13 protein-coding genes and 1 riboswitch are annotated in these 13,624 nt (G+C 37.7%); all 13 genes read left to right on the top strand.

The genetic code is table 11. From position 1 onward, the window contains the following. Positions 1–134: 134 nt before the first annotated feature. The 13 genes from M3166_RS03650 to M3166_RS03710 all read left to right on the top strand — a co-directional run bounded on the left by M3166_RS03650 (position 135) and on the right by M3166_RS03710 (position 13,487). Positions 135–662 carry a sigma-70 family RNA polymerase sigma factor gene (locus M3166_RS03650; RefSeq protein ID WP_251687431.1) on the top strand — a complete coding sequence of 176 codons (528 nt, stop codon included), beginning with the start codon at positions 135–137 and terminating at the stop codon, positions 660–662. Further along, positions 652–1,680 carry an LCP family protein gene (locus M3166_RS03655; RefSeq protein WP_251687433.1) on the top strand — a complete coding sequence of 343 codons (1,029 nt, stop codon included), beginning with the start codon at positions 652–654 and terminating at the stop codon, positions 1,678–1,680. Before M3166_RS03650 ends, M3166_RS03655 begins: the two co-directional genes overlap by 11 nt. A gap of 255 nt (positions 1,681–1,935) precedes the next feature. Continuing rightward, positions 1,936–2,035, top strand: a riboswitch (purine riboswitch). A gap of 110 nt (positions 2,036–2,145) precedes the next feature. Then, entirely contained in the window at positions 2,146–3,441 is a 1,296-nt protein-coding gene (locus M3166_RS03660; protein WP_251687435.1) for an NCS2 family permease, read from the top strand. Positions 3,442–3,626: 185 nt separating this feature from the next. Beyond that, on the top strand, positions 3,627–4,187 hold the full coding sequence (locus tag M3166_RS03665; RefSeq protein ID WP_251687437.1) for an NUDIX hydrolase: 561 nt from the start codon (positions 3,627–3,629) through the stop codon (positions 4,185–4,187). Between the two features lie 27 nt (positions 4,188–4,214). Continuing rightward, positions 4,215–4,700: an NUDIX domain-containing protein gene (locus M3166_RS03670; RefSeq protein WP_251687439.1), complete on the top strand. Its 486-nt coding sequence runs from the start codon at positions 4,215–4,217 to the stop codon at positions 4,698–4,700. Between the two features lie 3 nt (positions 4,701–4,703). Next, positions 4,704–5,168 (top strand): DUF4279 domain-containing protein, encoded by a 465-nt coding sequence (locus M3166_RS03675; RefSeq protein ID WP_285848716.1) that lies wholly within the window; start codon positions 4,704–4,706, stop codon positions 5,166–5,168. Between the two features lie 123 nt (positions 5,169–5,291). Continuing rightward, complete coding sequence (locus M3166_RS03680) at positions 5,292–5,495, top strand: zinc ribbon domain-containing protein (protein ID WP_008403962.1); 204 nt, start codon at positions 5,292–5,294, stop codon at positions 5,493–5,495. Between the two features lie 221 nt (positions 5,496–5,716). Further along, a complete protein-coding gene (locus tag M3166_RS03685) occupies positions 5,717–7,360 on the top strand; it encodes a glycerol-3-phosphate dehydrogenase/oxidase (protein WP_251687443.1) in 1,644 nt (547 codons plus the stop codon). Between the two features lie 113 nt (positions 7,361–7,473). After that, the gene (locus M3166_RS03690; protein WP_251687445.1) at positions 7,474–8,040 is read left to right on the top strand and encodes a glycerol-3-phosphate responsive antiterminator; all 567 of its coding nucleotides are present in this window, start codon (positions 7,474–7,476) and stop codon (positions 8,038–8,040) included. Positions 8,041–8,210: 170 nt separating this feature from the next. Next, entirely contained in the window at positions 8,211–9,008 is a 798-nt protein-coding gene (locus tag M3166_RS03695) for an MIP/aquaporin family protein (protein WP_251687447.1), read from the top strand. Positions 9,009–9,036: 28 nt separating this feature from the next. Beyond that, positions 9,037–10,530 carry a glycerol kinase GlpK gene (gene glpK / locus M3166_RS03700; protein WP_251687449.1) on the top strand — a complete coding sequence of 498 codons (1,494 nt, stop codon included), beginning with the start codon at positions 9,037–9,039 and terminating at the stop codon, positions 10,528–10,530. A 666-nt stretch (positions 10,531–11,196) separates the two neighbouring features. Continuing rightward, positions 11,197–12,702, top strand: coding sequence for an S-layer homology domain-containing protein (locus M3166_RS03705; RefSeq protein WP_251687452.1), 1,506 nt, complete (start codon positions 11,197–11,199; stop codon positions 12,700–12,702). Between the two features lie 188 nt (positions 12,703–12,890). Next, positions 12,891–13,487, top strand: coding sequence for a CAP domain-containing protein (locus tag M3166_RS03710; RefSeq protein ID WP_251687454.1), 597 nt, complete (start codon positions 12,891–12,893; stop codon positions 13,485–13,487). Positions 13,488–13,624: the final 137 nt, after the last annotated feature.

The raw sequence follows: 13,624 nt of genomic DNA on the forward strand, positions 1-13,624 counted from the left end.
CATCAAAGATACAGGCCTTTTTAATTTCAATTATAATTGTACATAAATAAAATATTTTTGGGAATTTGAACCTGTATTAAATTGACAATCGTCTAATAGCAGAATTGAAATTTAATTGTAAGGGGGGCAGTACATTGGACAGTGAAGAAAGGGATTATTTATTAGAGAAAATAATGATTGAATATGGGACTGAACTGGTGCGGCTTGCATTTTCCTATGTGAGAGATAAAGAAACGGCGAAGGACCTTGTTCAAAATACGTTTATTAAATGCTATAACAATCTGGATTCCTATCGATTTGAAGCGCAAATCAAAACATGGCTCTATCGTATAACGATCAATGAATGCAAGGATTATTTAAAAAGCTGGCATTACAAAATGGTACAGGTTAAAAGTTTTATTAATGAAACAACAAAGGCTGTATTACCCTCAATAGAAAAAACAGTTATTGATAAATATAAGGATGAAGAAATAAAAGATATCATTCTTTCACTTCCGAAAATCTATCGGGAAGTTGTTTATCTTTATTACTACAATTCATTGAACACAGAAGAAATTGCCGGTGTTTTGGATATCTCTGTGAATACTGTGAAAACTCGACTAAGAAGAGCGAAACAACGGTTAGAGCCGATGATAAAGGAGGCGGAACTAAATGGAAGATAGACGATTCAGAGGGAAATTCAATGATATTTCAGATCAGGAATTGAATTTTACGAAAGAGGACCGGAATGAAGTATTCGAAAAAATCCATAGCTTACAGAAAAGTAAAATACAAAAAAAATCATTGCTTCTGCCAAGCAAAATGATTCCAGTTACAACGGCTTTATTAATTGTTGGTCTCTGTTTATTTTTATTCCTTCCATCAATGCTTCCAGGAACTATAAATGAAGAAATAAACAGCATTAGCTTAAATGAAGAAACGAATCCAACAGTTGCAGGCACCACAGGAACAGAAGAGGCAAAAGTGTTAACAACTTTAATTACGGTTAAGTCTGAAAAAATGGATGACCGAATTTACCTCAACCTTTTACTTTCATACAGTACAGACAAAAAAATGGTGAAAGTAGTATCGATTCCTTATGATACATATGTCCCCATCGTCGCTCTTAATGATGAGGGGACTACTTTAAACGAAAAACTGTTATTTGCGTATAATTTTGGGGGCGCTAAAAAAGTGAGAACATTTGTCTCCAATCTTTTTGATATACCGATTGACTATCATACAGTAATTGAATTGAGAAGTTTTTCTTCGCTCATTGATTCGATTGGTGGGGTAGAGTATCGTTTGCAGGATGAAATTACTGTAAGAGGGATAACTCAAGGGACAATGGAATTTAAAAAAGGCATGAATCATTTAAATGGAGAAGGGATCGTAGCATTAATGATGGCTGCAACAGAGCCGAACAATCTAGATGAAGGGAATCTGTTAAAGCTGATGGAAGCAGTAGTAGATAAAGCGAAAAATGAAACTTCATCAAATAAGTTAAAAGAATCATTAGTAAATTCACTAAGCGATATACAGTTGTTAGATAAGGATATTAGAGCTTTCAAACAAATATCCTTAAGCGGCGGAATGATCGATGATGCAATCACAATTAGTAATACAGAAGGCAAACACATTTACAGGTTTGATGATCAGTTTTTAAATGAAGTTTCAAAAGAGTTAACTACCTTCAAATAATTATGAGAGGCTTGATTTTCCCGATTGGAATCGAGTCTTTTAAATTGAATGATTTAATCGACTTAAATTCTTCACTTATTTAAGTTCATGCATAATCATGGTATTACGAATAAAATAATCGTCTTACTGAGAAGTTTAATATGAGTACTGATTTTTTGCTCTTTTTCGAATATTTATATATTATTAAAACAAAAAAATATTGTTATTGATTCTATTGACGATTTAAATTTAACTTGATATTATTCTACTATTGTTTTTAGAAAATCTAATATGCCTTGTATAAATTCAAGAAGATGGCTTGAAAGTTTCTACCAGCTACCGATAATAGCTGACTACAAGGAATGGGAATTAAATTCTATTTTTATTCCATTTTGTAGAGAAGCTTTGGCCATTCGTGGTCAAAGTTTTTTTTATTCTAGGATAATAAATTAATTGCTAACATTACAGCAACTAGGAGATTACAACATGAAAAACTTTTTCAAATTTGCAGAACGGGGTACTTCGTATAAAACGGAAACACTTGCTGGGATTACGACCTTCTTATCAATTGCTTACATTTTGATCGTCAATCCCATTATCCTTAGTCAATCTGGCATGGATCATGGAGCTGTATTTACTGCAACTGCACTTACTGCAATTATCGGTACATTGCTAATGGGCATACTTGCGAACTTCCCGATCGCAATTGCACCGAGTATGGGATTAAACTCATTCTTTACTTTTACAGTTTGTATTGGAATGGGGATTGATTGGCAAGTTACTTTAACAGGTGTTTTTGTTGCCGGCATCATCTTTTTGATTTTAAGTTTATTTAAAATTCGCGAAAAAATTATTAACATTATTCCAAGTGATTTAAAGTTCGCGATTGCTTCAGGGATTGGATTTTTCATCACGTTTGTCGGATTAAAAAACGGTGGCATTATTGTTGGTAATCCAGATACATTTGTGGCGATTGGCGATTTAACTTCACCGATGACGTTATTAGCAATTCTAGGTATTTTCCTTACAATCATTATGTTAGTAAAAGGTATTAACGGCGGTATTTTCTACGCTATGGTCATTACAACAATTGTAGGTATGCTGTTTGGTAAAATTGAAGTACCATCTTCAATCGTTGGTAGTATTCCTAGCCTTGAACCAACATTTGGTGTTGTGTTTGGTCATTTAGATGAAATTTTTACAGCGGAAATCCTGACAGTTATTTTCACGTTCCTTATTGTCGCTTTCTTTGACACAGCAGGTGCATTAATTGGACTAACAAGCCAAGCAGGCATGATGAAAGACAATAAAATTCCGAATATCGGAAAAGGGTTACTTGCCGATTCAGCTGCCGGTGTAATTGGAGCTGTATTAGGTACATCAACACCTGCAACAAGCGTTGAGTCTTCTGCTGGTATTGCTGTTGGAGGAAAAACCGGCTTTACGTCAGTAGTTATTGCAGCATGTTTCGTCATTGCATTATTCTTCTCACCACTTGTTAGCGTTATTTCTGTGGAAGTAACATCCGCGGCATTAATTATTGTCGGTGCATTGATGGCTATGGAAATCCGTCGAATTAACTGGACAAAGTTAGAAATCGTTATTCCGGCATTTTTAATAATTATTATGATGCCACTAACTTCTAGTGTAGTTATTGGGATTGGGTTAGGCTTTGTACTTTATCCAATTTGCCTAATCGCACAAAAGCGTGCTAAAGAAGTGCATCCGATTATGTATGTGCTTTGCCTGTTATTCCTTTTATACTTTGCTTTTATCGTATAAATGAGCTTCATTTACTATAAATAGTTAAATTAAATTAATCAGAAAAGACATGGGTTAGTTCAGGCTAACCTATGTCTTTTTACTCTTTGGAAAAAGAAAGCTTTTCTTATAAACAAGTAACATTTGGATAATTATGTTAATCTTTAATTGTTGATTAAAATATGGCGGAAAGGTTGGAGGTAATTATGAATAAATGGAAAACTTTAAAATCAGAGTATGTACATAAAAGTCCTTTCGGCAATATTCGAAAAGACGAATGCGAGCTTCCAAATGGTATTGTGATAGATGATTATTATGTAAACGAATATTCTGATTGGGTAAACGCCGTCGTTATAACTAAGGAAAACGAGATGGTCCTTGTTGAACAGTACCGTTATGCTGGCAATGAATTTTACCTTGAAGTCCCTGCTGGGAAAATAGAAGAAAATGAAACATACGAGGAAGCAATAATCCGGGAAGTAAGGGAAGAGACCGGTTTTATTTCAGAAAGCAAGCCTATTCTTTTGGGGGAATTCATGGTTAACCCGGCAACGCAAAATAACAAGGTAATTACTTTTCTCTTGCTAGATGCTTTTAAGGAATTTGAACAAGATTTAGACGATACTGAAATTCTTACTATTAAAATAATGGATTTTAATGAAATGACCAGTTTAATTAGGTCAAAACAGATTAACACACAACTGTTCACAGCGCATGCCTACACAATGGCTAAAATGTACCTTATGGAAAAACAAGTGACTATCTAAATATATAGAAGAAAATGAGGTGGGGAAATGTCACATGTAAGAATACGATGTACAGCATTGATCATCGAAAATAATTCGGTACTTTTAGTGGAGTATGATGATAATGGGATACATTACAATTTACCGGGTGGGGGACTTGAACCCGGGGAGACAATAATAGAGGGTGTCGCAAGAGAAGTGTTTGAAGAAACTACTGCAGAAGTTGAAGTTGGACCATTAGCATTAATTTATGAGTTTCCCCCACATAAGCAATCCGGTGATTATGATGAGAATGCCAAACATGGACTACACCTTATTTTTGAATGTACTTTAAAGAATGGTTCGATCCCCAAATTACCCGAATATCCAGATCCTAATCAAACGGCGGTGAAATGGATTCCTATAGAAAAATTGGATTCAATCTTGCTGCTGCCTAATATAATACAGCAAATAAAGAACTATATTGATAATAGAAGAAATATTGAATTGATTGAGGATTATCAGTTGGAGAAGCTTTTAAAAGTAAGTCAATAAAAAATGTCCTTTGAAATTTATAAGAGTATAAAATTGAGGTGTTTTATAATAGAAGATTATTGTTCAGAAACGAGGGCATACTTCACTTTATTTGGAGAGGACTTTCCTTTGGAGGAATTCACTAGAGAAATAGGAATCATTCCAACAGAAGCTTACAGAAAAGGTGAGGAATGTATTCGAGGTAAAACAAAACATATAAGATTTGAAACTGCATGGGAGTATGGGCTAGATTATAAAATGACAAACCATCCAGAGGAACAAATTCATACCATTATAAATACACTATATAACTCAATAGATATTATTAAAAAGTATAAAGATAATTACAATTTGAAATGTAAATTAGTTACGGTTATTTGTTTTAATTGTCAGCAGACTCGTGAGCTTGTTATGAATAAAAAGGCAATTGAATTTGCCAATCAAGTAAATGGGAGATTTGAATTCGATATTTATCATGACAACGATTAGAAAGGCGTTTTTAAGGATAGCGTGGATTCCATTTATTGTGTTGAATCGTAATTACTGAAACTTTTTTCAACTCGATTCCGTATGAAAGTATAACAAATCGTTTAGTTGGAGAGGGGAAAATATATGTCTGAAAAAGGCTGTATAAAATGTGGAAGTAAGGATGCGAGCAAGAAAGAAGTGGCGATGACTGGTACAGGGTTATCCAAAATGTTTGATGTTCAGCACAATCAGTTTATAGTCGTTTACTGCAATAACTGTGGATATTCAGAGTTCTATAATAAAAAATCATCTTCAGCCTCAAATATTTTTGACCTGTTTTTTGGTTAATAAAAATAAATGTAGTTTTATTATTAGACTTACCGAATTCTAAATGAGCGAAAACAGAACTAATGATGTAAATGTCTTGCATTTTTTCTTGTGTGGCGTTAAGATAAGGTCAAGTTAATAGACCGGTTTGAGTTAAAGAGAGACCTTAAAGAACGCACAAAGCGATATTTGTGTGATGCTTTAAGGTCTCTCTTTTTTGTCTACATTAAGGAGGAATTATTATGTCAACAGCATCAGCTTTACAACGATCAGTTATCATTAATGATTTACAGAGCAAAGAATATGACGTTTTAGTTATCGGAGGCGGTATTACAGGTGTGGGAATCGCACTTGATGCCATTACACGCGGTTTATCCGTGGCATTAGTTGAAATGCAGGATTTTGCGGCAGGTACGTCAAGTCGCTCAACAAAATTAGTGCATGGCGGTTTACGCTATTTAAAACAATTTGAAATTAAAGAAGTAGCCGAATTGGGAAAAGAACGGGCAATCGTTTATGAAAATGGACCGCATGTAACGACACCGGTATGGATGTTATTACCGTTCCATAAAGGTGGTACATTTGGTAAATTCTCTACATCTGTTGGTTTACGTGTGTACGATTTCCTGGCGGGGGTAAAAAAGTCAGAACGCCGTTACATGTTAAATAGTGCGCAAACATTGGAAAAAGAACCGTTAGTTAAGCAAGCCGATTTATTAGGCGGCGGTGTTTATGTTGAATACCGGACTGATGATGCACGATTAACAATTGAAGTTGCAAAAGTCGCGATTGAAAAAGGTGCCGTTTTAGCGAACTACACGAAAGCTTCAGGCTTTTTATATAATGATGCGAAAAAAATTATCGGCATTGAAGCGACAGATCTACTATCTGACGAAATAATTCAGATACAGGCGAAAAAAGTTGTGAATGCAGCGGGCCCATGGGTCGATGATGTACGTAGCATTGAAGGTAAAACAAGCGGAAAACACTTAATCTTATCAAAAGGTGTGCACATCGTATTTGATGAATCGAAGTTCCCGCTAAAGCAGGCGGTTTATTTTGATACACCGGATGGCCGTATGGTTTTTGCGATTCCGCGTAACGGTAAAACGTATGTTGGTACGACTGATACGTTTTATGAAGGTGATCCGCGTAATATGGATATCGAACAATCCGATCGCGATTACATTATGAACGCCATTCACTATATGTTCCCAAATGTAAAAGTGACGGATGCGGATATTGAATCAAGCTGGGCTGGTGTACGTCCGTTAATTCATGAAGAAGGAAAAGGACCATCAGAAATTTCCCGTCATGATGAAGTTTGGGAATCGGCTTCAGGCTTAGTTACAATTGCGGGCGGTAAATTAACAGGCTATCGTAAAATGGCGGAAGCAGTTGTAAATAAAATTTCAGCGAGCCTAAAAGCAGAATTTGGTGTAGAGAGCAAACCTTGTATTACAAAAAACATCGCGATTTCTGGTGGTGAAGTAGGCGGCTCAAAACATATCCAAACGTTTATTTCAAAAAAGACAGAGTTAGGTGTGAAAGCGGGCCTAACAAAAGAAGAAGCGGCGTATTTGGCTCAGCATTACGGCTCGAATGTTGAAAAAGTATTTAGCTACGTGGCGAAAGCAAACGACACAATGCCTAAAGCTTTATTTGCACAACTCCAATATGGCATCGAGCATGAGCTTGTAACGACACCTGTCGATTTCTTTGTGCGCCGTACTGGTAATATGTTCTTTAATATCGCATCGGTATTGGCACATAAGGATACAGTCATTACACATATGGCTCGGGAGTTAAATTGGACAGATGCCCAATTAGCGGAGTTTACAGAACTGTTAAACATTGAAATTAAGCGTGCAACAACCGCAAAATAATGTAAAATAATATTGTGATATAATTTTGGCTCATCGAATGCGTGGGAGATTTGAATTAACGCACCCGATGAGCCATATTAATATAAACAGATTTCTAAATTTAGGAGGATGTTATGCCGTTTAATGATCAGAAAATTATTCCTGCTGCCCGAACAATTAAACAGTTTGATAAAGTAGTAAAAAGTGAATTCGAATATATCGTATTGCTTGAAGTGCATTTAAGCCATCTACGCTCGCTAAAACAAGAGGCCGATCGTCATGGAAAAAAATTAATTATTCATGCGGATTTAATACACGGCCTGAAGACTGATAATTTTGCCGCGGATTATTTATGTAACGATATTCGCCCGGCAGGCATTATTTCTACACGCTCCAATATGATTTTAAAAGCGAAATCCCGTGGTATATTGGCGATTCAACGTGTCTTTTTAATTGATACAATTGCGCTTGAAAAAAGTTATTCGCTCCTTGAACAAACGGCTCCGGACTTTATTGAATTACTTCCAGGTGTTATCCCGGAAATGATTGAGGAAGTATCTACGCAAACAGGTATTCCTGTTATTACAGGGGGCTTAATTCGAACGGATGAGCAAATTAAGCAGGCATTTGATGCAGGGGCAATTGCCATTACTACCTCCAATAAAGAATTGTGGAAACGTTTCCAAAAAGTTGTTGACTAATGAATAATTTCAAACTATTATGATTACTAAGTCAATAAATACGTGGTTGAGTAAAGGAGTCCGCATGTATCATTGTTTTACGTAAATACGTGAAACAATTGTTACTTGCGGACTTTTTTTCTTCTAAGTATTTTATTAACGGAATATACATGAGCTAAGGAGGTTATGGAATGTCAACATTTACAGCCGAGTTAGTCGGCACGATGCTGCTAATATTATTCGGTGGCGGCGTTGTAGCAGGTGTTTCATTGCACAAATCAAAAGGTCAAGGTGGCGGTTGGGTCGTAATCACTTTTGCATGGGGCTTTGCCGTAGCGATGGCAGCTTATGCAGTAGGAGGTATTAGCGGGGCACACTTAAACCCGGCATTAACAATTGCTCTTGCAACAATTGGCAACTTTGCATGGGCAGATGTGCCAATGTTTATCGTTGCTCAACTAATTGGAGCGTTTTTAGGTGCTGTGTTAGTATACTTTGTTTATTTACCGCATTGGAAAGGTACAAAAGACAAAGGGGCAAAACTTGGCGTATTCGCAACAACTCCAGCAGTAAAGCATATTCCATCGAACATGATTGCTGAGATGGTCGGCACATTCGCATTAGTATTAGGGATTTTAGCGTTAGGGACAAACGAAATTACTTCAGGATTAAATCCATTTTTAGTCGGTATTTTAATTGTTGTAATTGGTATGGCATTGGGTGGTCCAACTGGTTATGCAATTAACCCGGCCCGTGACTTAGGTCCACGTATTGCACACGCGCTTTTACCGATTCCAGGTAAAGGAGATTCAGCTTGGTGGTATGCATGGGTACCTGTAGTTGCCCCGATTATCGGCGGTGTTTACGGAGCAGTATTTTTCAGCTTCATCTGGAATGGAGCAGATGCAACATTATTCTGGATTTTCAGTGTAGTAGTAGCGGCGGTGTTCGTAGCTGCACAAATGACAGTATCGACTGTAGAAGAGTAGAAGAGTAGAAGAGTAGGAGGATTTGAGGATGACAGAAAAATATATGATGGCGCTAGACCAAGGTACAACAAGTTCTCGTGCAATTTTATTTGATAAAAATGGTACGGTATTTCATACAGCACAGCAAGAGTTCCCGCAATATTTCCCGGAATCAGGTTGGGTAGAGCATAACCCGGAACAAATTTGGTCTTCCGTGCTTTCATGTATCGCGGCTGTGTTATCGGAGAAAAATATACTCGCAAGTCAAATTGCAGGGATTGGTATTACAAACCAGCGCGAAACGACGGTTGTATGGGATAAACATACAGGTCATCCGATTTACAATGCAATTGTCTGGCAATCGCGACAAACAGCTGAAATTTGTGAAGATTTAAAAGCGCGAGGTTTAAATGATATGTTCCGAGATAAAACAGGCTTGCTTATTGATGCGTACTTCTCAGGGACAAAAGTGAAATGGATTTTAGATAATGTAGAAGGCGCTCGCGAAAAAGCGGAAAATGGGGATCTTTTATTCGGTACAATCGATACTTGGATCATTTGGAAATTAACGAACGGTAAAGTGCACGTAACGGATTATTCAAACGCATCCCGAACATTAATGTTCAATATTTACGATTTGAAGTGGGATGAAGAGCTTCTTGATATTTTAACAGTTCCAGCTTCGATGCTTCCAGAAGTGCGATCATCTTCAGAAGTTTACGGTCATACAGATGCGGATAATCTTTTCGGTCAGGAAATTCCAATCGCAGGTATCGCGGGCGACCAACAAGCAGCATTATTCGGGCAAGCTTGCTTTGAGCAAGGAATGGTGAAAAATACATATGGCACTGGTTGCTTTATGTTAATGAACACAGGTGAAAAGGCAGTAAAATCTGATCATGGTTTATTAACGACAATTGCATGGGGACTAGACGGCAAAGTAACGTATGCCCTCGAGGGAAGTATTTTCGTAGCGGGCTCTGCTATCCAATGGCTGCGCGACGGCTTGCGTATGTTCCGTAAAGCTGAGGAAAGTGAAGCATATGCAGCTCGTGTAACATCTTCAGAAGGTGTGTATGTTGTGCCGGCATTCGTTGGATTAGGTACTCCTTACTGGGATTCGGATGTGCGAGGTGCAGTATTCGGTTTAACGCGCGGTACAGAAAAAGAGCATTTCGTACGTGCTACACTTGAGTCGCTTGCATATCAAACACGCGACGTATTAAGTGCAATGGAAGCGGATTCAGGAATTCCGTTAAGTACGCTACGTGTAGACGGCGGCGCAGTGAAAAATAACTTTTTAATGCAGTTCCAGTCAGACCTATTAAATGCGCCGGTGGATCGCCCGGTTGTCAACGAAACAACGGCTTTAGGCGCAGCATACTTGGCAGGTTTAGCTGTAGGCTATTGGGAAACATTAGATGACATCTCGAACTACTGGAATTTAGACCACAAATTTGAGCCTGAGATGGCCGAAGAAGAGCGCGAAGCTTTATACACAGGCTGGGGCAAAGCGGTTAAGGCAGCTCAGGCTTTTAAATAGTCGGGTGGGTAGGTATTCGTTTGGATATTGCATGGTACTCTTGCAACATGAGCTCTTCAAATGAATAGTCAGCATAAAACTGTATGGGTAGCGAATTAGCTGCTCATACAGTTTTTTGTTGTTAAGGAAATTTTAGATTTGGGCATGGTGGAACACTTTGAACGAAACGACTGTCTACGTCTAGGCTAAAGCGCCAACTCCTCGCATCATTAGGTCCCTTTCGTGCAAAAGTGGTGAAGCCTTTACTTTTGCGTCCGGCCACCCAATGACTGTCGGAGTTGAACGGGCGCTTTAGCGCTTTTGTTCTATAAATAACTAGTAGGCATTTATCCTTTATTTTGATGAAAATAATGATGCTATGGGGTATAGCAAATACCAAATTAAGCGAGCGCGGTTTTTGTAAAAGGAATCAGCGCTTTTTTCCATACAATCTAATTGGATATGATTTTCCTGCAATTTAAAAATTTGAAAAAGTGAAACTAATTTCCATTTTTTTCGTCAGTACAGCATATTACTGATTGGGGGAAGACTCTGTAAAAAAATAAGATGAAATTGCTCGCTGCCAAAATTACGCAAAAAACAGTCAGGTTACCAGTAGAAGCGAGTGAAACCCTATAAATCAGGGAAATGGATAATAAAATTTACGAAACGAAAGGAAGCGAGAGAATGAAGAAACGATTAACGACCATATTCACGGTACTATTTATAGCGTGTAACCTCGTTTTAGCCAGCACATTTGCCGCATCAACTAAGCAATTTTCAGATGTACCGTCATCAAAATATTACGCCGAAGCTGTTTATGAATTGGCAGAACGAAACATTATTGGAGGGTATCCCGATGGTACGTTTAAACCCGGCAACACGATTACAAGAGGACAGGCAGCCGCTATCATTACGAAGATGATCAACTTGGACACTTCCAACGTAAAGAATCCGGGTTTTGAAGATGTCACAACTTCAAACGGTTACTATAAGTCGATTGCAGCAATGGCTGAACATGGGATAATCAGCGGCTACGGCGATGGACGATATGGGCCGAACGATCCTATCAAACGGGGACAGATGGCTTCAATACTTGTCAAAGCGTTCGATCTGCCACGCTATAATATATCGGGGCATGATATGGTCAACCCATTCAAAGATGTTATACCGTATTACTATTTACGATCGCATGCCGATAATATTTTAATCCTTTATAAATTCGGCATTGTTGGAGGGACGTCCCCTGACAAATTCAGTCCAAATGCTTTTATCACAAGGGGACAAGCTGCAAAAATGCTGAAAGCTACGGAAGATTTGAAACCGCCAATGGTGACAATAGGGCCAGCTGAAATCGATTTGGAAGAGATAGAATGGATAGAAGATGAAAAAATTGATTCTGCCGTATTTCACGGGATACTGGTGAAAGGTAAAGTACTAACTTCGGGCAAAACTGAAGATAAAATTCAGATAGTACCATTGAAAGAAGGTACGGGTACGCTAATTGTCCGGGGATTAAAGGCAAACAAAACTGTCAATAAAAAATATTATGTTCATATAAAAAAAGAGAACGGCGAATTGAAACCGACGTTGGAGGAAAAAGATACCTCCCATGCTACTCCAGTAGAGTTATCAGTTTTTGATGAATCACGAAATCGGTCAAGTCAAGATGTCGAAAAAATAACTCTTTATACAATGGATGGTAAACATGTGTCTTCAAGTCTAAAGTTCGAAGATTGCCAATATGGCTATTCGGTTTGTTTTGATATTAAACAGCAAGGTCAGTTTATTGCAACCGTTTATTTTAAAGATGGAGAAGAAGTGAGGTATGGAATCGAAGCTAAACCGAACCAGACCAGCTTCAATTATGATATCAAAGTTGTTAAAGAACAACTTTCTGATTTAATTGATATGGGGGCCAAATACAATATAGGCAAACATACAACCAGAACAAAAAATGCTGAGCAAATGGTGACAGTTACTAGAGATCCAGGAACTAATGTGTTCCGTGCCACTGCGTCCGGACAGAAGGAAGGGATCGTCGATATTGATTTCGAGCATAAAATAACGGAAAAATCTTGTGATGGTACAGACTGTTATATAATTGTCTGGCTAGGTATTTATGTAAAGGTTGAGCGAATCGGCTCCATTGTGAATGTAAGTATTTACAAGTCAATGGAACCGGAACATTAGTAATCCATTGAAAAACCGGCATGCGCAGCATGTCGTTTTTTTATTTAACAGAGGTTAATTACAGTGGAATTGTCACATTTGTAATGTTTGTTATGGAATTGCAAAAGAAGCGCCATTCATTCCCTAATGAAATCACCACAATTCTCTAGTAAGCTTGTAACAGACATCTAGAAAGGATTGATTTAATAATGTTGAAAAAAAGTATCGTGTTGTTCTTTAGTATGATGCTATTTGCGCTACCAGCTACTGCATCTGCAGCTACTTATACAGTAAAAAGTGGGGACACGCTTTGGAAGATTGCCTCTAAAAATCAAATCGGACTAAGCGAATTAATTGCTTTAAACCCTACATTAAAAAATCCGGATATGATCTATGTCGGAGATAAAATTACTATTTCAGAAAATGAACAACAAGCAGTAGAAGAGCAAGTAGTAAGTCTAGTAAACAAAGAACGCGCACAGCAAGGGTTAGCGCCACTTAAAATGGATTGGGAGCTAGCGCGTGTTGCGAAATATAAATCACAAGATATGCACGACAAAAATTACTTCAGCCATACAAGCCCTACATACGGCTCACCATTTGATATGATGAAAAAATTCGGTATCAGCTATACAGCAGCAGGTGAAAACATTGCAAAAGGTCAAAAATCGGCTGCGCAAGTAATGGATGCATGGATGAATAGTTCAGGCCACCGAGCAAACATTATGGATGCGAAATTTACGCATATTGGTTTAGGCTACGTTGAAGATGGTAACTACTGGACACAAATGTTTATTAAGAAATAAAACTATTTAAAACCATAGAAATATTGATTATCTTCTATTGAAAAGTAATCCAAAAACGAGCGCGACTTTTGTAAAAAGAGTCAGCGCTCGTTTTCCTATTTTTGCGAGATTATATTAGCATCAAATGCAGCGAATTA

The sequence above is a fragment of the Solibacillus isronensis genome, from assembly GCF_023715405.1.
GTDB classification, from domain to species: domain Bacteria; phylum Bacillota; class Bacilli; order Bacillales_A; family Planococcaceae; genus Solibacillus; species Solibacillus isronensis_B.